23 protein-coding genes, 1 pseudogene and 2 riboswitches are annotated in these 25,742 nt (G+C 37.3%); of the genes and pseudogenes, 7 read left to right on the top strand and 17 right to left on the bottom strand.

The features are described 5' to 3' along the window. Nucleotides 1-300: 300 nt before the first annotated feature. Nucleotides 301-1,104 carry a YqcI/YcgG family protein gene (locus LBYS11_RS07265; protein WP_054550748.1) on the top strand — a complete coding sequence of 268 codons (804 nt, stop codon included), beginning with the start codon at nt 301-303 and terminating at the stop codon, nt 1,102-1,104. On the opposite strand, the gene LBYS11_RS07260 is transcribed toward LBYS11_RS07265, so the two are convergent. Then, the gene (locus LBYS11_RS07260; protein ID WP_103117746.1) at nt 1,051-2,364 is read right to left on the bottom strand and encodes an amino acid permease; all 1,314 of its coding nucleotides are present in this window, start codon (nt 2,362-2,364) and stop codon (nt 1,051-1,053) included. The two genes, LBYS11_RS07265 and LBYS11_RS07260, sit on opposite strands and share 54 nt — an antisense overlap. 17 nt (nt 2,365-2,381) lie before the next feature. Further along, nucleotides 2,382-3,317, bottom strand: a complete 936-nt coding sequence (locus tag LBYS11_RS07255; protein ID WP_103117745.1) for an arginine deiminase family protein — start codon at nt 3,315-3,317, stop codon at nt 2,382-2,384. Nucleotides 3,318-3,440: 123 nt separating this feature from the next. Here LBYS11_RS07255 and LBYS11_RS07250 point away from each other — a divergent pair, with 123 nt between their 5' ends. Next, nucleotides 3,441-3,884, top strand: a complete 444-nt coding sequence (locus tag LBYS11_RS07250; RefSeq protein ID WP_103117744.1) for an NUDIX hydrolase — start codon at nt 3,441-3,443, stop codon at nt 3,882-3,884. Nucleotides 3,885-3,914: 30 nt separating this feature from the next. Here LBYS11_RS07250 and splB read toward each other — a convergent pair whose 3' ends face one another. Both splB and LBYS11_RS07240 read right to left on the bottom strand, forming a co-directional pair. Then, complete coding sequence (gene splB / locus LBYS11_RS07245) at nt 3,915-4,943, bottom strand: spore photoproduct lyase (RefSeq protein WP_103117743.1); 1,029 nt, start codon at nt 4,941-4,943, stop codon at nt 3,915-3,917. Between the two features lie 12 nt (nt 4,944-4,955). After that, on the bottom strand, nt 4,956-5,180 hold the full coding sequence (locus LBYS11_RS07240; protein WP_004232790.1) for a transcriptional regulator SplA domain-containing protein: 225 nt from the start codon (nt 5,178-5,180) through the stop codon (nt 4,956-4,958). Between the two features lie 370 nt (nt 5,181-5,550). On the opposite strand from LBYS11_RS07240, the gene LBYS11_RS07235 reads away from it, so the two are divergent. Then, nucleotides 5,551-8,649, top strand: coding sequence for a copper amine oxidase N-terminal domain-containing protein (locus LBYS11_RS07235; RefSeq protein ID WP_103117742.1), 3,099 nt, complete (start codon nt 5,551-5,553; stop codon nt 8,647-8,649). Nucleotides 8,650-8,800: 151 nt separating this feature from the next. Here LBYS11_RS07235 and LBYS11_RS07230 read toward each other — a convergent pair whose 3' ends face one another. The 7 genes and pseudogenes from LBYS11_RS07230 to ribE (LBYS11_RS07200) form a co-directional block, all read right to left on the bottom strand. After that, nucleotides 8,801-9,646 (bottom strand): GNAT family N-acetyltransferase, encoded by an 846-nt coding sequence (locus LBYS11_RS07230; protein ID WP_103117741.1) that lies wholly within the window; start codon nt 9,644-9,646, stop codon nt 8,801-8,803. Between the two features lie 13 nt (nt 9,647-9,659). Further along, nucleotides 9,660-10,208 (bottom strand): histidine phosphatase family protein, encoded by a 549-nt coding sequence (locus LBYS11_RS07225; protein WP_066037654.1) that lies wholly within the window; start codon nt 10,206-10,208, stop codon nt 9,660-9,662. Nucleotides 10,209-10,307: 99 nt separating this feature from the next. Beyond that, a complete protein-coding gene (locus LBYS11_RS07220) occupies nt 10,308-11,615 on the bottom strand; it encodes an ATP-binding protein (RefSeq protein WP_103117740.1) in 1,308 nt (435 codons plus the stop codon). A gap of 321 nt (nt 11,616-11,936) precedes the next feature. Further along, nucleotides 11,937-13,376 carry a spore germination protein gene (locus LBYS11_RS07215; protein ID WP_103117739.1) on the bottom strand — a complete coding sequence of 480 codons (1,440 nt, stop codon included), beginning with the start codon at nt 13,374-13,376 and terminating at the stop codon, nt 11,937-11,939. 138 nt (nt 13,377-13,514) lie between these two features. Beyond that, entirely contained in the window at nt 13,515-13,997 is a 483-nt protein-coding gene (gene ribE, locus LBYS11_RS07210; protein WP_048389922.1) for a 6,7-dimethyl-8-ribityllumazine synthase, read from the bottom strand. Between the two features lie 27 nt (nt 13,998-14,024). Further along, a pseudogene (gene ribB, locus LBYS11_RS07205) lies at nt 14,025-14,642 on the bottom strand (3,4-dihydroxy-2-butanone-4-phosphate synthase); the annotation flags it as partial. 24 nt (nt 14,643-14,666) lie between these two features. Then, the gene (gene ribE, locus LBYS11_RS07200) at nt 14,667-15,305 is read right to left on the bottom strand and encodes a riboflavin synthase (RefSeq protein WP_103117738.1); all 639 of its coding nucleotides are present in this window, start codon (nt 15,303-15,305) and stop codon (nt 14,667-14,669) included. A 199-nt stretch (nt 15,306-15,504) separates the two neighbouring features. After that, nucleotides 15,505-15,630: riboswitch (FMN riboswitch) on the bottom strand. 116 nt (nt 15,631-15,746) lie between these two features. Further along, nucleotides 15,747-15,872, bottom strand: a riboswitch (FMN riboswitch). 220 nt (nt 15,873-16,092) lie between these two features. On the opposite strand from ribE (LBYS11_RS07200), the gene LBYS11_RS07195 reads away from it, so the two are divergent. From LBYS11_RS07195 to LBYS11_RS07185, 3 genes are all read left to right on the top strand, one after another. Then, the gene (locus LBYS11_RS07195) at nt 16,093-17,217 is read left to right on the top strand and encodes a YibE/F family protein (protein ID WP_103117737.1); all 1,125 of its coding nucleotides are present in this window, start codon (nt 16,093-16,095) and stop codon (nt 17,215-17,217) included. After that, entirely contained in the window at nt 17,214-17,990 is a 777-nt protein-coding gene (locus tag LBYS11_RS07190; RefSeq protein ID WP_103117736.1) for a YibE/F family protein, read from the top strand. Before LBYS11_RS07195 ends, LBYS11_RS07190 begins: the two co-directional genes overlap by 4 nt. A 240-nt stretch (nt 17,991-18,230) precedes the next feature. After that, nucleotides 18,231-18,848, top strand: coding sequence for an HAD-IA family hydrolase (locus tag LBYS11_RS07185; protein WP_048389915.1), 618 nt, complete (start codon nt 18,231-18,233; stop codon nt 18,846-18,848). 46 nt (nt 18,849-18,894) lie between these two features. On the opposite strand, the gene LBYS11_RS07180 is transcribed toward LBYS11_RS07185, so the two are convergent. From LBYS11_RS07180 to LBYS11_RS07165, 4 genes are all read right to left on the bottom strand, one after another. Continuing rightward, entirely contained in the window at nt 18,895-19,719 is an 825-nt protein-coding gene (locus LBYS11_RS07180) for a methyl-accepting chemotaxis protein (RefSeq protein WP_103117735.1), read from the bottom strand. Between the two features lie 97 nt (nt 19,720-19,816). Then, on the bottom strand, nt 19,817-20,797 hold the full coding sequence (locus LBYS11_RS07175) for a VanW family protein (protein WP_103117734.1): 981 nt from the start codon (nt 20,795-20,797) through the stop codon (nt 19,817-19,819). A 300-nt stretch (nt 20,798-21,097) separates the two neighbouring features. Continuing rightward, nucleotides 21,098-21,706, bottom strand: a complete 609-nt coding sequence (locus LBYS11_RS07170) for a CAP domain-containing protein (protein WP_103117733.1) — start codon at nt 21,704-21,706, stop codon at nt 21,098-21,100. Between the two features lie 231 nt (nt 21,707-21,937). Continuing rightward, nucleotides 21,938-22,567 (bottom strand): transmembrane-type terpene cyclase, encoded by a 630-nt coding sequence (locus tag LBYS11_RS07165; RefSeq protein ID WP_016995451.1) that lies wholly within the window; start codon nt 22,565-22,567, stop codon nt 21,938-21,940. A gap of 157 nt (nt 22,568-22,724) precedes the next feature. On the opposite strand from LBYS11_RS07165, the gene pgeF reads away from it, so the two are divergent. Then, a complete protein-coding gene (pgeF, locus tag LBYS11_RS07160; protein ID WP_103117732.1) occupies nt 22,725-23,489 on the top strand; it encodes a peptidoglycan editing factor PgeF in 765 nt (254 codons plus the stop codon). Nucleotides 23,490-23,525: 36 nt separating this feature from the next. Here the strand turns inward: pgeF and LBYS11_RS07155 are convergent, their stop codons facing one another. Together LBYS11_RS07155 and LBYS11_RS07150 are read right to left on the bottom strand one after the other, a co-directional pair. Then, nucleotides 23,526-24,638 (bottom strand): Ger(x)C family spore germination protein, encoded by a 1,113-nt coding sequence (locus LBYS11_RS07155; RefSeq protein ID WP_054550733.1) that lies wholly within the window; start codon nt 24,636-24,638, stop codon nt 23,526-23,528. After that, nucleotides 24,635-25,717 carry a GerAB/ArcD/ProY family transporter gene (locus LBYS11_RS07150; protein ID WP_054550732.1) on the bottom strand — a complete coding sequence of 361 codons (1,083 nt, stop codon included), beginning with the start codon at nt 25,715-25,717 and terminating at the stop codon, nt 24,635-24,637. The genes LBYS11_RS07155 and LBYS11_RS07150 overlap by 4 nt, the downstream gene beginning before the upstream one ends. Nucleotides 25,718-25,742: the final 25 nt, after the last annotated feature.

Genomic DNA, 25,742 nt, shown 5'->3' with positions numbered 1-25,742 from the left:
GCTTCTGATTCAAAGCTGCTCTTTTATTGGCTTGAAACACTCTCTTTTCATGCAAAGCCGCTCTTTCCTTGGTTCGAAGCGCTCTCTTTTACTTCAAATTGCTCATCTCCTTGCTCGGAGTGATCACTTCTAAACCAAAACTGCTCATTCTTCTTTATGGAATTATTCATCTTACACGCAAAAAGGTTAGCCATAATTTGACTTGAATCATTAAAAATCTTTAGTGTCACGCACCACAGATTCGTAACCACTTTGTCTTTTCTTTAATAGTATAAAGGTGAGTAGAAGGAGGAGTCTCAAGTGGAAGTAGTGTTTGATCGGGAGTGGATTGAAGAACAGTTTGATACACTTCCATTATGGCAACGGTCAGCCTATACAGATTTTGCTGCCACGATTGCGGATGAAGCAAATACGTTTCCGTGTATACCAGCAAGAATGGGCTTTTTATCAAACCATTTGCGCTATAGTTTTGTCGGGGATCCACGGGAAGAGCAATCGATTAAAATGTTAGCACAATGCTTAAAGGACTATACGAAAGCATCACGAACTTTCGGGAAGTATACAACTCTTACTGTGTTCTTTCATACCCCTCACGATATGCAAGATAGCTTTGAGGTAGCAGATTATCAGCAGTTATTTTGGTCCATATTAAATAATTTAACCAAATTGGATGAGATGAATTGGCCTGAAGGAATACCAATGGAGCCTACTCACCATGAATGGGAGTTTTGCTTTCATGGTGAACCCTATTTTATCTCTTGTGCAACACCAGCCCATAAATTGCGAAAGAGTCGTCATTTTTCCACTTTATTAATGGCCATTCAACCCCGTTGGATATTCGATGATATAAACGACACCACAGCCTTTGGGCGAAAAATCAAAAAGCTCATTCGTCAGCGGATTGCAGACTACGACACAGTCCCAGGACATCCAGATTTGAAATGGTATGGGCAAGAAGATAGTTATGAATGGAAGCAGTACTTCTTAAGTGATGATAACCATAGTCCATCCAAATGTCCTTTTTTAAGGATGTCTCAGGAAAACGGTTCATTACGTAATGTTTTTTTGCCTTTTCACAACAATCCAGGTCGCCACACTGATTAAGGCTATAAAGAGCAGGCTCACATAAAAACCGAGTCTGCTTGTTTTTTCACCTAAAGTTCCAGATACCGTCACAGCAATGAGCAACATCCCCATAGCATTCTTTGCATGCCCCCACTTAGTTAACTCCATGAGCTTCCAGTAGGTCACTAAAATAAAAAGCCAATTATAGATCAACATTAAACCCGCCGCTGTAATCAAATATTCAAAGATTTTTTCTGGCATCAAAAAACCAATTACAATCGTAATTACTAGCCCACTCGTTAAAAATAAAAAGGCTGGAAAAGGAACTTTCATTTTTCCTTTCTTTGCAAGGACTGCCGGTGCATCATGATCCTCTGCAAGTGTAGTGAGAATGGTGATCACCGCGTAAAGCGAGGCCACCATCGTTGAAAAACCAGCAATGATTAGCACACCATTAAAGATATCTGCCACAAAAGGGATATGGTGTCCTTGAAGCGCTGTAATAAAAGGACTTTCATCAATCGAAAAGTCTTTCCATGAAACGAGTACTAATGCAAGGGCGATGGCCATGATAAAAATAACGGTAATCACGATCAGCATAATTCTCCCCGCTTTTGGCGCCTCTTTTGGATTTTTCAAATCGATGACCATTAAACCCATCACTTCAATTCCTCCGTAGGCATAAAAGGCATAAAGTAATCCGAGCCAAATACCTTTTAGTCCTTGTGAAAAAAATGCTTCATAATTAGCTTGAAGTGAAGCCATTGTAGTAGATGGTGTACCTCTCATGATGATAACCACTGCTACAATAATGAACATAATGATGGCAGCTGCCTTTAAGGCACCGAAGATATTTTGGAAATTTTCAAAGCCCTTCATGCCTGTGAGAATAACGACTAAACCAATAGCAGCATAAATCGATGCAGCAATCCACAGGGGCAGCACCGGAAACCAAAATTTCGTAAAAATGCCGAGCGCCATCAGCTGGCTTCCCATGATTAATAGCTCAGAAATCAAGTACACCCAGCCATTGCTAAATCCTGCCCAGCGTCCAAAGGCTTGCTTGGCATAGGTACGAAAAGAGCCTTTATCTGGATTTTCCACAGACATTTTAACAAGTGCATCATACACGATATACGTACAAATGGCCGCTAATAAAAAAGGTATTAATACCGCAGGCCCACTTTTATGAATGGCCATACTTGTCCCAAGAAAAAAGCCAGTGCCCAAAGTACAACCGATACCAAGAAGCGAAAGCTGCCACCAGGCCATACTTCCTTTAGCTGATTTTGAAGTCATTTGTTCTCAACCCTTCGTTACGTTCTTACCAATGGCAATGTCATACATCGAATGCCACCACCGCCTTTTTCAAGCTCCGTGACATCAACTTCAAGCAAGTTTTTATTCTTCAGCAGTGGATGCGCTAATAATTGTTGTTGTGTTGCCTGCTTGCTTATCAACAGTGTTTCTGGATTCAGGTTAATAAAGTTGATGTCTGGAATGGTCTTATACGAGTTCAGCCAGTAAACATCCAAACCATGACGCTTTAAAAATGACTCTACCATATCAAAACGACTGCTTTGAGCTGTTAACACCTGAATAGGAAAATGGCGTACAAAGCTTTTAGCAACAACCAGATTCGCATTTACAACATTACAATTCATATCTAAATGCAGTGTATCATTGCTTTTCGGTAAATCAATTATGGCAATTTCAGAAAACCCCTCTTGAAAAATGCCTTCCTTTAAGCTTTCGATAGCTTCTATCGAAGTTCTCATTCCAAGATTAATAAGTACAGCATCTTTATTTAAAATTAACAAATCTCCACATTCGAAGGAATGAAGCGGCTGCAAATTAGCTTTCCATTGTTGTGGAAACCATTTTTCTAATAGTGAATGTGCAAGAGGGTACTCTGGTTTTCTAAGTGAGGTTCCAGCATTTCCAAGTAAAAGCCGATTCCCAATGACACAGGCTAGGTCACGCACAAAATAACGATTGAGGAGCTGCTCACTTAATAGCTGCTGATCGTAGGCTAGTTCTCTTGCATAATCAAGTACATGTACCCCTGCGTTTTCGAATGTTGTCTTTAATGCCATGAAATTATCCATCGCCTTCTGATGGTTGACCGTATCACTCCAACCAACCTGCTCTGCTATTGTTAAATCCGTTACATCTACGAGTGAAGGTGCACAAAGCATCACTACTTTCAGTTCTCCATGTTCTGACCAACAATTTAGTTGAAATGAATCCATTCAAGTATTCTCTCCTTCTTCACAACAATCTATGTTAGCGTTACCATTGACTTTCAGATTATACAAAGACCATAATTAAGAAGAATTTACCAATTATAATTATTTAGAGAAAGAGGTGTCATTATGGAATACTATAAATTTTTAAGACAGTATGTAGGACACCAACCAATTATTTTACCTGGTTCGGTGGTTCTCATTCTTAATACTGAAAACGAAATATTACTACAAAAAAGATATGATGGCGGTTGGGGGCTCCCTGGAGGCTTAATGGAATTAGGAGAGAGCTTAGAGGATACTGCCAAAAGAGAGGTACAAGAAGAGACAGGACTAGCCATCACAGATTTACAGTTACTAGGTGTTTTTTCTGGTCCGGATTGTTACCTTCAAGTTTCGAATGGGGACGAATTATACGCCGTTACAGCAGTCTTCTATACAAGAAATGTGCTTGGTAATTTAGTGATTGATTACAATGAATCAGAGACAATGCAATATTTCTCTCTTTACCATTTACCAAACGATTTAAAAGATCGTCGATATATTGAACCTTATATCGCACAATTAATTTAGAGAGAAAACAAGCCGTTCTCTCTCTAATTATCATGTAAAATATTCTAATTTTGCTTGAGGGAAAAATTTCTGCATATAGCGATACAAATGTTCCTTAATGTCTTCCTCTTCCTCTTTTTGATAAATATATTTACCTATGCCATATTTGCCCCATTTATACCGTCTTACAGTCTCGTCGAGCTCTAGCTTTGTCATTGGATAATTTTTTTCAATCACTCGTTTTGCAGGCTTTGTAAAGCGATGTTGAATAAATTCAAAGGTGATGTCATCGCGCACATCCTTTGGCAATTCAGCGTCCAATCGCTCAAACATATGATAATAGCCCTCCTGCCAGCCATCATGAAGATAGATTGGCGCAACAATAAATCCGAGTGGGTATCCAGCTCTTGCCACTTTCCCCGCTGCCTCAATGCGCTTTTCCAATGGTGATGTACCTGGCTCAAAGTGCTTAATCACATAATCAGCATTGACACTAAAACGAAACCTTGTACGACCATTATGCTTGGCATCTAATAAATGATCCACATGATGGAATTTCGTTACAAATCGTAACTGACCTAGCTCACTTTGTCCAAAATGCTCAATGGCTCGCTTTAAGGTATGGGTAAGATGATCAATTCCTACAATATCAGAAGTACAGGATGCCTCAAAGCGAGTGATGTCAGGTGCTCGTTCAGCCATATAGTGATCGGCCTGTTCCAGGATTTCATCGACATTGACATACGTCCGAATATAAGGTTTGCTGCCCATAGTTGTTTGTAAATAGCAATAATGACAATGTCCCATACAGCCAGTCGCAAATGGGATGGCATATTCTGCTGAGGGCTTAGATGTATCAAACTTTAATGTTTTTCGAATACCCACTACTAAGGTCGATTTTGCTACCCGATACTTTTGAAAATCATTGTCTCCAGGAAGGTTTCTCACTTGATTATGGGAAGTTGTATAGCGAATTTCAATTCCCATCTGCTCAAACTTCTCTTTTAGCTCCTTACCTAATGGATACTGGAGGGCATCTGGCTCAAAATAAACAAGCTGAGGGGTAAATGGCTTTATCATGTGAGTCCTCCCTTAATGAAAATACTGGTGATAGGCCTGTTCAGCCGCCATCTCGCTTGCAAAAATTACCATGTCATTCGTGATTGGATAATAGGTTTCAAATAAAAATAGAGCTAGCTCCTCTGGTTTTTCTGGATGATAAACGACTGCCGCTTCCTGTATATTTGTTACATCTTGAATATGTGGATTACGGTAAAAAATATAAACAATATCACCCACATCAAATGGTTGTTGCATCTCTTCACCTTCCTCTGCCTTTCCCTTAGTTTGGTGAAAGTGTACAAAAAATATGTCATAAAAAATTTAGTTGGTAATATACATACAGTCTTGCGGTTATTTTAAGAAAATTCACTTCTCGTAAATTGTAACACTTCAATTTAACCTGCTTTATTCAATTCTCCTACGTCGAATAGTGTGAGGTTATCCACTCAAAATCCCCTTACTCTTTTCAATCCTCTTGTAAGGAAAGTAAGCCAGAATACGTATCAAAACTGCATGATGGTTAAATTTTCTTCAAAAGGTAAAAGGGTGAAACTTTTAGGCTGCTCATACGTTAAATTAGATGTCATGCTAAGTCAATCAAATGGCATGAAGAAGGGTGGAATTTATGAAAAAAATATGGACTTTACTTTTTGCTGTGATACTTATTGTACCGTTAGTATTGCAGCCGGCAACCGCACAAGCGGCAAAAGCCATCACAATTAATGTGGATGGGGTGCAATTAAAAACCGATCAGCCACCAGCGATGATTCAAGGACGTGTTATGCTACCACTTAGAGCGATCTTTGAAGCATTGAATGCAAGCGTAAACTGGGACCAAAAGACTCAAACAGTCACAGGGATAAAAGGTGATACAACGGTAGTTCTCAAGATTAAATCGAAGACAGCTACTATTAATAACCAGACAGTAACGCTTGATGTACCAGCACAGGTATTAAAAGGTAGAACAATGGTACCAGTACGCTTCGTCAGTGAAGCACTTGGGCAGGATGTTGATTGGAACTCAGAAAAACAGCAAGTATCTATTAAATCTGACACTCCAAGTAATATCAGTATTGCTCCAGCGAGCAATGTGTCAGTTCGAGATGTGAATGATCAGGGAGATGGGCGTGATCTTGAGGTTAGCTTCTCTAAATCGTCTACAGAATCATATGTAGATCATTATCGGGTTATGGTTGTGAAGGCTTCTAAAAGTTTTAATTTGTCATCAGCTCTTAAAGTCTCCTCTTCTAATTATTCGGTGGTATCGACTTCAAATGCGAATCGTGCCGTAACTTTATCGCAAAACTCGCGAGATGTGGACGGAGACTACATAAAAAATGATCAGTCTTATGTGGTTTATATACTTGCCATTGGTAAAGGTTCTTATTCTAGCGTATTATCAACTTCTTCTCCGAAGATTACTCTAACAAACATGTCTACTGTTACCGCAGTAACAAATGTGAAGATTAGCGATATTAACGATTTTGGCGATGGACGTGATGTCTCAGTTAGCTTTACTCGTCCACAAAATGATAGCAATACTTCCAATTACCGTGTGTTTATAGTAAAGACCAAGGATGCTAACAATTTTAGTCTTACCACTGCGAATAATTTATCCAGCAATTATTATACAACAGTGGACAAATCAGGAAGCAACGGCAGTACGTTGATAGCAACTCTGTCTTCCTCAACACGAGATACTTCAGGTGACTTTATAAAGAATAACGAATCCTACACAGCGTTCGTTATGTCTGTAAGTAATACGAATTCTGGCATGAATAAACTCTCGCCTGCTTCATTAGCAGTAACGCTTACTGTATCTACTCCAACTATTACACAAGTAGATGATGTTAATGATTTTGGCGATGGACGCGATTTGAGAGTTAGCTTCAACAAAGTGTCTGACGAATCTAATGTTAACTCTTACCGAATTTTTGTTGTAAGAGCTAACAACTATACGAACTTTACATTGACAAAAGCCAACAGTTTACCTAGCACTTATTACACACAAGTGAACAAAACAGGCAGCAATATTACTCAGGTGCTCTCTGCAGGGGCAAAAGATACTGACGGTTATGCCATTCAAAATGGCGTTAGCTATCGTGTATTTATTATGGCAGTAACTAATAACTCTGCAAATAATGTGCTTTCTTCAGCCTCCAATATGATTTCGCTGCTTAGCAACAATGTGGGTGCAGTGTCGAATATCATTGCCAGCGATGTGAGCGATTATGGTAACGGTCGTGACCTCTTTGTGTCATTCAATAAAGCTGTTGATGAGGCACCTATTAATCACTATCGAATTATGGTGGTACCAACAGCAAATTACAATAATTTTAGTCTGACGGATGCTAATAGCGTATCCAGCAGCAATTACACAACTGTTAATAAATCTGGGAAATCCACATATGAGCAAGCGTTATCTGAAAATACTCGGGATGTGCGCGGAAATACTATTAAAGAAGGTACGAACTACCGTATCTATGTACTGACTGTTGCCAATGGAAATACATTAGGAAACAATGCGCTAACTGCCGCAACGTCTACAGTTACACTAACTAAGAACTTCACTGTGCAAGCTGTAACTAATTTGAATGTTGCAGATATCGATGATAAAGGGGATGGCCGTGATGTGCAAGTAACATTCACGAAGCCTACAGATGAATCGAATGTTAATCATTATCGGATTTTAATGGTACCAACTGCATATTACAGTAGCTTTAATCTTTCACAAGCCAATAGTAGCTCTTATTACATCACAGAAAGCAAAGGTGGAAATTTAGCAGCAAATAGAACATTGGATGGGATTAGGGATGTACGAGGTAATTTTATTACAGAAGGAACTAGCTATCGCGTCTATGTACTGACTGTTGCAAATGGTAACTCTTTAAATGCCTACGCTTTATCCTCTCCTTCACCTGTGATTACAATTAGTAAAAGCAAAGTCGTTCAGGCAGTAAGCAATATTAATGTTAGCGATGTTGGTGATTATGGAGATGGTCGAGATCTACAGATTTCGTTTACAAAACCTTCTGATGAATCAAATATAGATAGTTACCGTATTCTAGTTGTGCCCGCATCAAAGGCAAATGACTTTGATCTGAATACAGCTATTAGAGCAACTAATTATACAGGTTGGAGTAAAGGCCTGTATAGTGTGAAATTGGGTGCTGATAGTAGAGATACAGACGGAAGACTTATAACGAATGGCCAAGAATATCGCGTATATATCTTGTCTGTAGGTGGTGGAAATTCTAAGGAAATGTATAGCTTATCCTACCCATCTTCCTACATTGCTTTGGAAGACCTTTCAGCCCCTGGATCAGTGGAGAAAGTAACACTCAGTCTTCAGGGCGACGGATATAAATATAACAATATAAACATTAGCTTTGATGTCAAAAATGGTCAAAGCGTAACGGAGTATAGAGTGTTTATGTTACCTAAGGATAAAGCAGATAGTTTCAAATTGCAGGATGCTATTAGCAATCCAAATAGCACCAGAATTTATCCGAATAATCTCTCTAACGTCAGCCAAGCGCTAAGCATACCAGTAGATGCATTCGGTAATCAACTTGATTCATCTACAGAATATGTTGCTAAGGTTCTGACTTTGGCGAAAGGAACTTCTTCGCTATCGAACACATCCAATAATTCGGTGCAACTCAATAAATCTCCTGATAATAACAATAATGAGGCACCCCAAGACCCTCAAATTAATCAATAGGTCAATTATTTTTTCATAGCTGGGACTCCTTATGACGCTTCATGTACCATAAGGAGCCCTTGTTGTTTTGTAATTACTTTTCCCTCTGCTTTTTACATACGTCGCTCTATTTCCACTCTTTATTGATTCGAATACTGAACGACAGCTTGGCTTATAGTTGCTTTGTCATCTGTACCTGCTCTGTTGTCACCTTTAATCCATGCTTTAACAAATAGCTCGTTGCTGGATTGCTCGCTAAGAAATTCACTGTCGTCAAATGGACTTTATGTGTTGTAATACTTGCTAAAAACTGTGTTATTAACTCTACATTACTTTCCTCTAGTATTACCATTTGATAAAGTAGAATACGCTCCACCTCACCATATTCATTCCACAATGTTTTGTATAGCATATAGCCAAGTGGTTCATTGTTATCATTATAAAACACCTTTGCTTCCCCATGCTTCACGCTCTGCCAGTTACACTGCCAAGGAACATCTTCCCGATAGAAAGATAGATGTGCTAGCTGCTCTGGGCGAATGGTCGCTATATGAAGGGCTACTGTAGATGTTACCTTGGCTTCATACTCGCCGCTTAAAAATAGTAATTGATTGGCAACCACATAACCATATTTTTCATACAAGGCAATGGCTACCTGATTTTCCTTAATGGCTTCTAACGTACCCAACTCTACATTTTCTCGCTTATAGATAGTTAGGGTTTCCTCCATTAATAGGCGCGAGACACCCTTACCACGATATGCTGGAGAAATACCAGTCCCACCATTCCAAGCTGTTTTTTGGCCATCGATGGTACGAAAGCCATTCATCACAATGGCAATCGGTTCCTCTTGATCAAAAACGACAATAGAATGCTCAGGAGATAAGCCCTCCCCCACTAGTCGCTGTAAAAACATTTCTGCTGTCATATTAATTTCAATAAAATAACCTTCAAAGCCTTTGTTCCATGCTTTCAATACTTCATCTAATGTACATTGTGCAACTGTTTTAATCTTCATACAATCCCTCTTTTCAAATGGAATCTAATGCTGCTAGATTTTCTAAGGTTAGTTTTCTCACAATCTCATAACCATGTCCTTGACCTTTAGGTTTTATGACAACCGTCCCCATATTCGAAATGATGCCCAGCCCTACATTTCTTGGAAAGCTATGCCCAATGATTATGTTGTTTATGCCCTCAGGTGGAATGATTTCCAGCATCGATGTAGAAATCGTTAATATACTGCTTTGCACTACTGTAGGAAGATTGCCACCTAACATAAAGATTTCAAACAAGAAGGGGTCAATTTGGAGATTGCTGTTGGGAAATGCCAAACGTGCTGTTTCAATGGTCCGACAAAAAGGACTGGTAGTGATGGTGGAAAGGATGGGAATTTGCCAATAGCGTAGCATTTGACCATAATAAATTGCCTCCCTACGACCTTGATCGGATAAATTCCGTTGATTTTGACAACTTTGAAATGTACCATATGCTTGATCTACACCAATAGTTGCTGTTCCGTGTCTTGCATATAAGGTTAGCCCACCTTTTCTCAATAACGCTAGGAGACCCTTTTCCATTTTCTTCATCTCCTTCATCATATCACTTTCTACTTTGTAATGTATGTGCTGTACATAGAAAAAAGCTCCCCACAACTTTTTGTAGGAAGCCTTTTTCTGTTATTTTATTGGAATTCTGACAATAGCAGTCGTTTCTAAATGTTTTGATGAATCAATTGAAATATGACCATTATATTTAGTGACAATTTCTTTGACAATAAATAAACCTTGTCCTCTTAGTCTACCATTCTCATGTTTTTTCGTTGAAAATCCTTGTTTGAATATGTGATCAGGATTCGCAATATTTGGCCCTGTATTGGTAATTTTAAATTCATACTGTGATTCATCTGCTGTACAGCAAATCTTAATCTTACGTTGTTCCTCAGGTAATTCAACAGCAGCATCAATCGCATTATCAATTAAATTGGATAGAATCTTGATTAAATCTGTCGTTTTAATCTTATTAAAATCATTTTGAGAAAGCGTAAAATCCATATCAATATGGTGATTTTGAGCCGTTAATTTCTTCGTTTGCAATAAGATGGACAAACCTGGATGATCAATATTTAATTTTAATGACTTGATCGCCTGAACTTCTTTTGATAGTGAGGATAAATATTGTCTCGCCTGATCTGTTTTTTCTAATTGTAATAAACCATGTAACACTTGGATATGGTTCGTAAAATCATGACGTAGGGACGACACCGAAGTAATCAATGTTTTGATTTCTGCTAGATATGTGTCCTCTGTAGCGCCAACTTCCTTCGCTACCTCTTTTTGATACCATCTTTGTAAAAATAAAAAAGAACCGATGACAATTAAAATAAGTACACCATTAAAAATAAAATTAAATAGGTTGTCTTCAATGACTTTACCCTTAATACCATTTAGCGTATCTGCACTAATGTCAATGCCTAAATACCCGATAATTGTTCCATTATCATCTTTGATGGGTGCACCAACAGATAAATAAGACCCATGTTCAGAATCATGAATTACCTCTGTAACATAGGTTTCACCATTATAGGCCTTTTCAACATGCTTTGCAGGGACAGTACAAACCACGCCAATACCGAAGCCCTCTTTCATTTCTTTTGGCATCCCTGTAATCATGGCTATAGATACTTCAGGATTATCCACCTTTAAGGTGTAAACAAATAGTGCACCTAATTTTATCCTTGCATCGTTTAAATAATTTCTTACTTTCCAATAATAATCATTTTCCTGTGGATTATTTAAAAATTGCTGATAGGCATCCGTATCTATGGATGCAGCAATAGAATGGGCTGCCTCTAAGCTTTGATTGGCAATCGACTCTTCAACGGTCTTTTTTATTTTTACATAGGATGTAAAGATGTTTAAACTTGTAAACAAACATAATAAAATCGTTGATAGAATTAATATTAGTTTTATTTTTCTATTTTTCATAAAAAACGGTACTTCCTCATCTATAAATATTCTAGAATATTATTATATTATAATTAACTCTATTTTTTGTTTGTAAAGCAAACATTGCTTGTATATCCTACATAAATTAAAACACAAAATCAATTTTTATTTTATTCATACCCAAAATTACACACTGTAACAAATAGTTTAATAATCCTTGACAAGAAAGTAAACTAAAAAGATAAGTAATAACTTTTTATGTCTCATTTCCTATTTAAATGGAAAATTGAAAAAACCACTAAAGCAAAGGTATCAAAAAAAGATCAGGTATCAACAATACCTGATCTCATCACAATATGCTTATTTTTTACTTGAAGTCCGTGTTTGATCTTGCGGCTTAAGAAAGGTAGGTCGTTTACTATAGCCCTTTGGAGATAGTCGCAATAGGGACTTACGTATATTGCCCTTTTCAAAATCGGCACTAAAGTTTACGTATGGCACTCCCAAGACTCTCATATTCGCAGTGTATAAAAGGATGAAAAACACGGATATAAAAAAACCAAATAAACCAAAAAACGCCGAAGCCATAATAATGATTAATCGAAAAATACTCATAGCCGTCACAAAGGATTGATTGACCAATGTAAATGCAGCGATACTGGAAATGGCAATCACAACAATCATTGAGGGGCTTGTAACACCTGCTTTAATCGCTGCATCCCCAATAATTAGTCCTCCTACCACACTAACTGAGCCACTGACGGCACTCGGAAGACGTAAGTTGGCTTCACGAAACAATTCAAACATAAATAGCATCATTAAAATTTCTAGAATGGTTGGGAAAGGCAATCCCGTTCTCGATTCGACAACCGTTGCCAGTAGTAGAAATGGAAGCTGTTCTTGATGATATGTCGTCAATGCAAGCCAAAAACCTGGCAGTAGCATACTTATTAATATCCCGACAATTCTGAGTAATCGTTCCATCGAGCTAACAATGAGTGGGTACTCATTATCCTCTGCTGATTTAAAGAGCAACATAATATTTGCAGGTGTAATTATGGCATAGGACACACCATCAATCATTAAGAGTATTCTTCCTCTAATTAAGGCCTGCATAGCAAAATCAGGTCTCCCTGTATAATCATGTCTTGGAAGAATTGTCGCTGTCTTTTCAATTTTTTCCATTAATAAGTCGCCATTGATAACAATATCCGTGTCAATTTTTTGTAATTGAAGTCGAATTTGTTCCAGCATATTTAAATTCACAATGTCTTCCATATATAGTATGGCTACGGTTGTTTTAGAACGCTTACCAATTTCTAATGTCTCTACACTAAAAGAATTAGTCGGTAATCGTTTTCTTAATAAAGCAATATTAATAAAAACATCTTCAATAAAGTCATCTCTAGGTCCCTTTACTACTAGTTCTAATGTTGTTTCCCCAGGCTCTCGATTGGGTCTTTTTGAAATATCACTAGAATAAAGTAATTGATTTTCTTCAAAATACAGTAAAACATGGCCTTTATAGACCCTAGTTACCGCATCCTCTTTCGATAAAATCTTTTGTAAATAGGGAATGTGTAAATGCTGTTCAATTTCTTCCTCTAGCATGTCCTCCGTGACATTGCTTAACAAAGATTGAACACGTTGAACAACCACAGTTTGAAGAATTTGCTCATTGACCATTGCATCACAAGTTATAAAATGTACTGTATATTGCTGAAAATTATATTGTTGGAAAATCACATCAGCAGAGCGTTGAAATAGTGATTTCAACATTTTCAAATTAATTTGTTCCATTGATGAAATACTTCTCATCTCCTACTGAGCCAGCTCAAGATTAGTACATTTATGAAAACAATCACCTTCAATAAATACACTTAAGCATATTTTTCCCATGGTTGTTCAAAATATTCAAAGAAACAAATGTTGTGACGACTATTCAAATTGTCCTGATCCAATCATTTTCTTTAGATTTGCCATCTCAATTGCAGACATTGCCGCATCATAGCCTTTATTACCAGATTTCGTTCCTGCACGTTCAATTGCCTGTTCAATATTTTCGGTAGTAACAATTCCAAAAATAACAGGTACATTCGTTGACAATGACACATTGGCAATGCCTTTTGCCGATTCATTACAAACATAGTCATAGTGTGTTGTAGAGCCACGAATAACAGTACCTAAACCAATAATAGCATCATATTTCTTGGTTTCTGCCAGTTGTTTCGCTATAAAAGGAACTTCAAAAGCTCCTGGCACCCATGCAACATCAATAGATGCAGAATCAACCCCATGACGAGTTAAACCATCCATTGCCCCATCCAATAATTTGCTAGTAATGAACTCATTAAAACGACCCACTACTACTGCAATTTTCAAATCCGTTCCAATTAATTGTGCTTCAAATGTTTGACCCATTGTTCCTTCTCCTTTTTACATAGAAATTTTAGTTTTATTAGTGGATAATTGTTTACGATAAGCAACCAATGCTTCTATCGAGATCATTTTTAAGCCATGATGTGCAGCGTAATTTGTTAGTTCTTCAAACCGAAGCATGTGCCCATCATCACCCATAATTTCGCAAATAACACCTGCAGGTACGCTATGACAAAGCTTCGCTAGATCAATAGTGGCCTCCGTGTGCCCTCTCCGTTCCAGCACTCCTTGCTCTTTCGCAATCAACGGAAAAATATGGCCTGGTCGACGAAAATCAGTTGGCTTAGCTTGCTTTTCTATCATTCTTTGTATCGTTAGCGCACGCTCAAAGGCGCTAATCCCTGTCGTTGTTTCTACATGATCGATACTTACCGTAAATGCGGTTTGATGGTTATCTGTATTGTGCTGAACCATTGGATATAAATCTAGCTTTTGTGCAAGCTGCTGCGAAATCGGCGTACAAATTAAACCTCTACCATTGGTTGCCATAAAGTTGATTGTTGCTGGTGTGATGAATTCAGCGAGTGCCAGAAGATCTCCTTCATTTTCTCGATCCTCATCATCAACCACCACAATCATATTGCCCTGCCTTAAATCCTCTATGGCTTCTTCAATTGAATGTAGCACGATGATCAACTCCTATTCTGTGATTTAAAAACCATGTTGTGCTAAATAATCTCTTGTAATAGCTGGCGTTGTTTGCCCCTTTTTTAATTGCCCTATAATGTATTTTCCAACTAAATCGGTTTCGATATTAACGATTGCTCCAACCCTCTTCATACCTAAAACGGTTTCTTTGTAAGTATGAGGAATAAGTGAAATTGTGACACTCTTGGCTTCAACATGAAAAAGGGTTAAGCTTGTGCCATCAATTGTTATGGAACCCTTTGGAATACAAAAGTTGGTTAGTTCCTCTGACATTTCGATATCAATATAAACGGCGTTTGCTACTGGACGTTTTCGCAAAATTTTGCCGACTCCATCAACATGACCAGCAACAAAATGGCCACCAAATCGTCCATTAGCAGGCATGGCACGCTCCAAATTAACAGAATCGCCTATTGCCAGCTGCTGTAGATTTGTTGCTTTGACTGTTTCAGGCATAACATCCATCGTAAGCTGCTGTTGTGTGAAATTTGTCACTGTTAAACAAACTCCATTGACCGCTATACTGTCACCAAGCTTGACATCCTCCGTTATCTTAGCTGATTGAACCGTAATTTCCATACTGTCCCGATCGCTTTGCACGGCTTTTATGATACCAATATCCTCTACAAGTCCTGTAAACATTCCATCACCTACTCTACTTTATTAGCACTTCTATCCTTTACTTTTAAAGTTGATCCACCTGTTTTTGTGCCTTATCCTTCTCCCTTCTCTCGTTAGCAATAAAAAATAAAAACCCCTTTACATCAAAGGGGTTTTGGGAGTATAAGACATCAACAAATAAGCCTATTTGAAAACAATTTTTTCATAGACTGTCATCTCATTCGTTCTTCTCCCATCCAGACTATCACTGTCGGTTTTGGATTTGCACCAAATCAGCTTGCGCTCACGGACTTTGAATTGCTTCATCACCGCCGATTGGGAATTTCACCCTACCCCGAAGAACATCTTCTATTCGATTGTAGCTAAATAAAAAAACTTCCCACAAGATGATTGGGAAGTTTTGTAATAAATGCATAGTCAAATAAACCTTCTAAATTAGTATCAATTTAAAAAGTTCGCATTTTTACCCTTCTCCCATCCAGACTGTAACTGTCGGTTTTGGATTTGCACCAAATCAGCTTGCGCTCACGGACTTTGAATTGCTTCATCACCGCCGATTGGGAATTTCACCCTACCCCGAAGAATATTTTTATTTAGCTAGTCTTACGATAACACTATTTTATTATATTATCCATCCTTCTTTTTAAATTTTTTTCGAAGCATAAATTTTAAACAGCTCTGACTCGACTTGAAAAATGTAAAAGATATTATTAAAATGATGACATTTAACCTGTTTATGGAACTTCTTAATCAAAAAAACGTTCCTTTACAAGTGACTATTCAGTCTAGCAGTTTGGAGGTCATTTACTTGACATTTTTTAAAAATATACCTTTTAAACAAGCTATTTTCTATGCCCTATTAGCACTCTGTTGTGGGGTTTCGATCGTTTTCGTACATCATAACGAACAATTTTATGATCGACCGATAGCGGAAATAACGCAAGTGGATGTAACAGCATCAGAACCGATGACAGATATGTATGAAAATGAGGATTTTTTGTTTACACAGGAGATTATGGCCATTATCAAAAATGGTCAGCATAAGGGGCAATTCATTCATTTGACGAATGACTATTCTTCATCTGGTGCTTTTGATCAAGAATACCATGTAGGCAATGAAATCTTTGTCACGCTAGATGATCGCACAACACAATCTGTTTTAACAGGAACCATTCTCGATTTAAAACGAGATCAAACCATGGTAATGATTGCATGGATTTTTATTTTTGCCCTACTTATTGTAGGTAAAAGACAAGGCTTATTTTCTATCATTAGTTTGAGTGTCAATGCTGTGATTTTATCATTCGCATTAGATCTTTATGTGAAGCATGGGGGCGTAAGCCTGTTATTAGTCAGCGGCATTTGCGCCCTGCTATTTACGATTATTTCGCTACTACTTATTAGTGGATTGCATACAAAAACATATGTAGCCATCGTGTCCACACTTTTAGGCACTGTTATAGCGCTTATCATAAGCTCTATTGTAATGTGGTTGACAGGTGAAAATGGTCTTCGTTATGAAGAAATGCAATTTTTAACACGTCCCTATCGTACCGTCTTTATGGCAGGTTTATTTATTGGCTCACTTGGGGCAGTAATGGATGTTTCTATTACAATGGCTTCCTCAATTTTTGCTTTATACGAGCAAGATCCTACAATCTCTGTCAAGGCTCTTAAATCTTCGGGACATGAAATCGGTAAAGATATTATGGGTACCATTACAAGTATCTTATTCTTTGCCTACCTTTGCGGCTCCATACCTATGATTATTCTCTATTTAAAAAATTCTTCCACATTAGGGCTTACATTGTCCTTAAATCTTTCTTTAGAATTAGCCCGTGCCTTAGCAGGGGGTATTGGTGTTGTCCTTACGATTCCTATCAGTCAGTATACCGCTATATTTTTCATTAATCGAAAGAGGGTTCAAGGATGAATGTTGTCGTCTTATTAGCAGTTATATTATTCGTGTTAATGGTACTTGTCGGCGGTAGACAGGGGATACGCTCATTTCTTTCTTTATTCCTAAACTTTGGTGTGCTCTTTGTCACCATTTTTTTAATGACAAACCCTAAAAATAGCCCCATCATCTTGACGTTTATTGCCTGTACGGTCATTAGCTCTATTAGTCTTTTCTATATCAATAAAACAAACAGTAAAACCATTACAGCCTTTATCTCGACGATGGTGACGATAGGTGTGTTACTACTCTTTATTACCTTTGTAACGGAAAAGTCGATGATCCAAGGGTTTGGCGAAGAATCAACTGAAGAAATCAGCATCTTTTCTCTCTACATTGGTGTTAATTTTGTGCAGATTGGTGCATCAGTCATCATTATGAGTACGATTGGTGCCATTATGGATGTAGCCATTTCCATCGCTACCTCTATGCATGAGATTTTTTATCGCAATCCTTCGATTAGTAGAAAAAAATTATTTACAGCTGGCTTAAGCATAGGAAGAGATATATTAGGAACCGATACTAATACGTTATTTTTTGCTTTCTTTGGTGGCTATTTAAGCTTATTAATCTGGTTCAAGGACCTCTCCTATTCGATTGGGGAAATTATTAACTCCAAGGTTTTTAGTGCCGAAATGACAACCATTTTTTGTGCAGGAATCGGCATTGCATTGATTATTCCGATTGCCGCCTGCATCAATGCTTTTTATTTAATTCGAACACGCGAAAAAACAGAAAAACTTTTATAAAAATTACCAGTACCTATCATAAAACACAATAATGTCGAGGTGTCTCAATGGACTTTTGAGACACCTCCTTTTGTTGTACCATTTTCATTGCAATCGCCGTATTTTCTGATAATATTTACCATAAGATGTTTACGTACGCTCAAAATGGTTGTTATTTCAAGAATACTAGATGCCCATTCCATGTAACATTTTTTAGCATAGAACGTCAATACAACGAGATGAAAAAGGAGAAAGTTTGCAATGAAGCATATTATCTTTGATTTTGATGGGACGCTTGCAGATTCTACTGCTGTGTTTGCCTCAGCATGGAATACTTTAGCCCAAAAATATAAATTTAAAGGCATTGAATTAAAGGAAATTGATACATTAAAAAAATTATCAATTTCAGAACGCAGTAAATTATTCGACTTTCCAATGTATAAGTTGCCTATGATTTTACCGCAATTTTATAAATTGTATCGTCAATCATTAAATGATGTTCATCTTTTTGAAGGAATGAAGGAACTATTAATAGAGATTGATAAAAGAGGCTATAAAATCCTGATTATTTCCTCAAACTCTAAAGAGAATATTTTAGAATTTCTTAAAATGAACGGTATTCATTGTGTAGCGGATGTACTTTGCTCCAACCGCATTTTTGGTAAGGACAAAGTAATGAAAAAGTTTTTAAAGGAAGCAAATGTCGACTCGTCTAACGTCGTATACATTGGAGACGAGCAAAGGGATATTGTTGCTTGTAAGAAAGCCGGTATACCAATTATTTGGGTGGAATGGGGTTATGATGCCAAAGAAGTCGTGCAAAATGACGAACCTGAATACAGTGTCTCAACACCACAGGAAATTTTAGAGATCATTTAATCATGAAAAAGGATAATAGCACTTGTCTATTATCCTTTTTATATGCCTATCCTTTGATGTCACTAATTTGCATTAGCTTTTCTGCTGTACTATTAACCCCTTTGTAGGCATCTGTTAATTCATGCATACTCGCAGCAAACTGCTGTGTAAACGCAGCAATTTGATTTGTTGATGCATTGACCTGATCGATGGATTGTTTAATATTTTCTAGTTGCACAGTTATGCTATCAGCACTTTCTGTACTACTCTGGGACATTTTTTGTATTTCAGAAGCGACCACCGCAAAGCCACTCCCATGCTCACCTGAACGTGCTGCTTCTATCGATGCGTTTAGACCAAGAATTCTCGATTTCATAGCTAAATCTTTTACTAAATGGACAATCACATTAATTTGTTCAATATCGCCTGTCATCGATTCCGCGAAATTAGATAGCTCTTCCAAACGATTGGATACATCCTTACTGGCAGTGGCTAATCCTTCATTTGTAGCTGTCATTTCTTCTACAGCACTCGAAAGCTCAGTTGCCAATAGACGCATACTATCCATTTTTTCGTTGGAAATAATGGCACTTACTACGCCAATAATACGTCCTCCTTCAAAAATAGGCTGGGCAGAGGCGATATAGGCCATACCAAAACCTTCTGCGCTACGCTCCTCTTTCACAAATTTTCCTGAACTTAACGCTATTTCTGTTGCTGTACCTCGATATTTATGTACTGGGTCACCAACCCCAACTTTTAAGTCAACCTTTTTTCCTGGTTTGTAGGCAAGCACTTTTTCCGTATCTGCCACGATGACACAAGCATCCTCTGGGTAAGTTGCTTGGTATAAATCAATCGAATCAATCGTTGCTTGTAGTTTAGGATGCATTGTCTTTTCCCCCTAAAATTTTCTGAATTGTATCAATTTAACTATATCATGCGATCCGAAAAAAGACACCAATGTCCAGTGGTGTCTCCTTACAACATTATGGTTTTTTCAATAATTCTACATATTTTTCTGCCGTTCGAATTTCAATTGTTAGAGAATTCTCTCCATAACTTGCCTTAATTAAAAATGGTACATCATTTGAGTTTTGAAACCTAAAATCTAACGTATCATAAGAAACCGTAGCATCTCTTCCTTTTGGGACATATCCTACATCTAACGAATGATGATGGCGCTCGACATATTTGATGGGAATTTGGTCAACTGCATTAAACAAGGTGGAAGAAGTTTGACAGATTCCACCACCAATTCCCATGACTACCTTCTTATTAATAATTTCAGGTGCGGGTTGATAGCCATTTGCCTCATCTCTTGGACCTACAATTGTATTAAAAGAAAAATAATCGCCACTGCCTACGATCACATTATGAATGGCTCTGGCAGAAAGCTCAATATTTTTATTTCTTCCTAAATCAGCACGATTGAAATATGTCGTATAAGATGCAACAACTACTTCCTCTAATAATGGAAGGTCCTCAAAATAATAGCCACTTTCTGTTATATAGAGCGGCATTTCTACCTGACCCCCAGTCGCAGAAGCTTCGATTATACGCTCCACTAGCTCACTTTCCTTTAAAATGATTTGCGGCTTCCCCTTGATCACTTGCCCGTTTTCATCCAATCGATCAAGCATCATACGCTGATCATAGCCCTTTGATGTGTCTGTTCCTCTCGCCCATTCCCTTGCTAATTGCTCTAGATGTTTTTGATAGGCTTGTGGGTCTGTATCAAAGCCAAATTCCTTTGGAGATATCGTTTTAAGTACCTTACTCGTAGTTGGATCAACAACCTCTACAATAGGATCAATCATTTGTTCTTGTTCATATGTAACAGGTTGCTGTACTTCCTCACGTTGTTGAATTTCTTGTTCTAGCTTGTTATGATGGACTGCTTCTTTTTCACAACCTACTAGACCCATCATACAGATAACGCAGCATGTAGCTAACCACTTCTTTTTCAACCATAAACACCACCTCTATCTTCATACTACAGAGACATCTTATTCGTCTATTGCTCATAGTGTGTTGTTTTTTGGTTATTTTATTTGTCAAGGCAGCAAAAACTCGCTACATTATCCTTAGCCTGACATATCTAAAGATAGTTTGATGTGTATTCTTGTACTTAATTAACCTTTTAATGATTTAGGGGGATTAATTCTAGAAGAAGTAATATACGCTTCCAATACGGTATACTTTAGAATTTAACGCGAAAAAGAGCATCTACTAGCTATCACAAAAGCCAATAGATACTCTTTCTTTTTTTATTTTTGAATAAACATTTGTGTCCAGTAATTACCTTCCTGTACATAGCCTACACCAATATGTGTGTAGCTTTTATTAAGGATATTGGCACGGTGTCCTTCACTGTTCATCCAGGCCGTTACAACTTCCTGTGCGGAGCGTTGGCCCTTCGCGATATTTTCACCAGCAGATTTATACGTAATACCGAAGTTTTTCATCATGGTAAAAGGTGTACCATATGTTGGACTTGTGTGGTCAAAGTAATTTTTATCCTGCATATCTTGCGACTTATATTTAGCAACCCTTGATAGCTCCCAATCTTCTTGCAATGCTGGAAGACCTGCTTTTGCCCGTTCTGCATTGACAAGTTTCACAACCTCTTGTTCAACTGTTGCCTGTTCTTTTACAGGGACGTTAATTTTTTGACCTGGAGAAATTTGATTTGGGTTAGCGAGTTGTGGGTTGGCATCAATTAATTCCTGTACACCCGTTTCTGTTTTTAATGCTATTTTCCATAGCGTATCACCAGATGTCACTGTATAGGATTCGGCGGCCATTGCCGCAACTGGCACTAATAATGAAGTTGCTACTACTGAAGCTAGTGCTACTTTTTTTAATTTTTTAAACATGTTAATCACCCTTCCTAATTGCTCTACCATTATCGTAAATAGTTTCTGAGCCATAATCATCACAAAATATTTGGAAGGATTTTTACAATTGTATGACAAGCTCGCCATATGTTTGGTTAAAGCCCTTTCTTTCGCTATTCTTTCCCATTGGAATTGTCATCAAGTTGCAATATGTTTGTAATTGGCATACATTACTAATAGATTCAGTGATCAATTGCTGCACAAAATATCCTATTTTGCTAATTGCTTACGCTGTAATCGATAAATTAAGAGAATATAGAGCCAATCATAAAAGAGCGTTGCTACAGAAATAATGGTAATTAAAGGTGTGCGGAAGTATAGATAAAAGCCAACCGCTGCAAATAATGTACCCACCATCTTACAAACTGCTATCCCCATGGATTGACCAGCTAAATTCCCTCTTTGCAAGAGTAAAGCAATAAATAGTCCTGACATCATAAGATTTTGAAAGAATGCTACGTACTTTCCTTCGAAATCTTGAAATTCATAGACTATACCTAAAATGATCAGCATGCTAAAGATTAACGTGATCAAAAAGGAGAAATACAATAGCTTTTTTGATAGCATCTTTCGATATTCATTTGGAGCATAACGTAAAAATTGCATCAAAATAAAGACATCCAATACAAACCAAATCAGCGTAATATAGCGTTGCAGGTCATTTTGTGGGTAGAAAAAGGCAAAGATAAATTCCCATGAAATATTGGCACAAATAGCGACCATAGGCATGCCATAGGTTTTATCTTGCCATCCTTTGTAAATAACAAGTATATATGTAAAAATCCAAAAAAGACCCATTCCTACTTGGCAAATTAATAATATGTCTTGTTCACTCAACATTCACGCTCTCCCCCTCTCTAGCATTCCTTCTACTATATGAGGAAATCGATTCTTTATGTCTAAAAGTTTGATAGACGGGTAAAAGAGTGCTAAATAGTAAAAAACGGCAACCTATACATTCCACAAGCGATCCTATATAGTAAAACGAGGTGATTAAATGAAAATAAAAATGTATATAGATAATGAGCAATTTATCGCAGGAACGACCTTAAAAGATGAGATGGAGATTGAACACAATAATATGGCTTTGCATAGTTGCCATGATGTTCAAGCTATCATTAACAATCGTCAGCATTTAGCTGCGACATTGAACTGTGATTTACAAAATTTTATTTGTACAGAGCAAACACATAGTGCGAACTTTCATAAAGTCACATTAGCCGATCAAGGACGAGGAGCTGCGCAAATGGATACAGCGGTGAAGAATACAGACGCGCTTTATACACTTGAGCCTAACTTACTATTATGTAGTTTTACAGCAGATTGCGTGCCCGTTATTTTTTATAATGCTGTGAATGGACTCGTCGGTGTGATTCATTCGGGATGGCAAGGAACAGTCAAAGAAATAACACCCAAACTGTTTCAGCATCTTATGAATGAAGAACAGTGTCGACCTGAGGACTTTCATGTTCAAATCGGTATGGCACTGAGTCAGCAGAAATTTGAGGTAGACACAGATGTATATGAAAAATTTCACAGTCTTGGTTATGCCGAAGAATTTATGTATTACAATGCAGAAACGAAAAAATACCATATTGATAATCAGCAGACAGTCAAAAAGCAATGTGAGCTTGCGGGTATTCCAGTGAATCAAATACAAATTGATGAAACCTGTACATTCCTTAGTCCCGATGGCTTTTCTTATCGTCAAGATAAACAAGCTGGAAGACATTTAAGCTTTATTATGCGAAAAACACAATAACAGCAAAGACCCTTCTTATCGAATGGGTCTTTGCTGTTATTTTAAAGTACCTGTACTAATAATGGACGTTTCTACATGGACCTTCACGTCTAATTTTCTAATAAGCTCTCTTGTTTTTTTCGATGTCCATTTTCCATGATGATACATTCTAAATTCTTCACTTAAGCCAGCTGGATCTACCTCTGTTTTATTTAATCGCGCTAAAAATTCACTAATATCCTGTTCCAGCTGTTTATTCACATCTTTTTCCAAATCACTAATGCTTTCAACTGTAAATAAATGTGATTCTCTTTCTCCCTTATATTCGCTTAAAGTACCCTTTATTTTTAAGAAAATCGTTAATTTGGGTGATTCCATATTTTTATTACTCTCTTTTTTCACACTGCTCTCGATTAAATCAATCATTACCTTTTCTTCTCCATGTCCTGCATTTAAATCAAGGTGCAAAGGAGCAAGATTTTTCTGTCCACTTAAAGCTTGAATAACTAGTGCTTCCTCAGGTTTAATTAATTCATGCATCTGATTCCCTTTAAATATGGCAACGCCTTTAATCTCTAATTTCTCCTCTCGTTTTTCAACATAGGGTAATACTGTATCCACTACAGGATTTGTAATCGAGTACATAAAATCATGAATATTGGTATTGGGGTTAAAAGCAGTATTGATACTCGGCTCTAATAGATTGTTCAAATAAAAATTAATACTTGGCTTATCAGGATAATCTCCTTTTAAAATCGCTTCCGCATTATCCTTCACAACAGCTATCAATACTTTATTACCTACTTCCGCATTGCGATATAAGTGCTGAACAATTTTTCGAACATTCCCTTTCCGCGCAAAATCTTCGTTTACTAAGACAACTCGCAATTGATTGAAGACTATTTTCTTATCGGATTGCTTTTCTATTTCCACGATGCCGCTTGATACTAAATCTGTTGTGATAGAAAAAGTTTGTGTGTCTTTTTCTGCGTCTGGAGAATATTGGGGGATCGCTACTGTGAGTCTCATCTGATTCTCATCGATATAGTCAAAAGCCATCGAATCTACCATCCCAACATCCTCTAGAGGAACTTTTATTTCTTTTTTAGAACAGCCTGCAAGTAAAACGAAAATCAAAAAAGAAATGATGCATAGACGTTTATTTTTCATACCTGCACCTGCTTTTTTCGAATAACATATATCAGGATTAAAAACACTGGCCAGCTTACCAGCACATAGCCTACATAGTTACTTGCCATAAATAATTTTTCCTGGAATTCACGCGAAAAGGGCATTTTTACAATAAAGAAAATGATCAAGGCGATGATATACAACTGATAACTTTGCTTTTTCTTTTTAAGGAAGGTATCCATACCCCTTTTTGCACACCATACATAGGCTGTAATCGAGGATAAGATTAGAAAAACCCAAAGCGTAATGCCAATGATATCGATTCGCTCAATAAAGGTAAATTCTCCTGCCTTAAATAGGTTTAATACTGAAAACTCTACATTTTTTAATTGCCACTCTGAATAATACATGACGCTAATAGCTGTTGTGATAAAGCATAAAAATATACTAATCCAAATACCGATTAAGGAATGACGAAATGCCTTTTTTTGATCGATGATATATGGAAAATAAAATAGAATTAATTCGTAACCAAGGATAGAAAAATATCCTTGCTTTAACGCTTCATAAAATTCCTTAGGCGTAAAATTAAATAGAGGCAAAAAATGACTTGGATCACCTTTTTCAATGGCCCAGCGCGTAAAATAGAATAATCCAATGGTAATAAAAAATGTCATTATACAAAATCGTGCAATAGATTTAATACCCCCACTTACAATATAAATAAGTAGAAGTAAAAAGCAAAGGACAGGCATGGTGATGGTTTGTTCCTGCAATGCTGTACTTTGAATTAAGTGCATATAATTACTAATAATCCCTGCACTAAAAACAATAAATTGAATAATGACGAGTAGATTTATAAATTTTCCGAGCCATTTTCCCAATAATATTTCATTCATTCGAAATAAATCATCATTGGGAAACTTTGAACAAAGCCATACCATCGCAAATAGTGTCAGGCTAGCAATCACACCAAAGAGAAGAGGCATAAATGATTGTGTGTAGCCCATAGGACTTAATTTCTGAGGGAGCGAAAGGATACCGGTACCAATCATAATACTTTGCGCTAAGAAGATGACATGATAACGATTTAACACCTTTCCTTTTGTTGTATTCAAAGTTAACCACCTCATTCTCATTCTG

Origin of the sequence: Lysinibacillus sp. YS11, assembly GCF_002896375.1 — a bacterium.
Classification (GTDB): Bacteria; Bacillota; Bacilli; order Bacillales_A; family Planococcaceae; genus Lysinibacillus; species Lysinibacillus capsici.
Note: the sequence above shows the minus strand (reverse complement) of the source record. Positions and strands in the feature narration are given on the sequence as shown.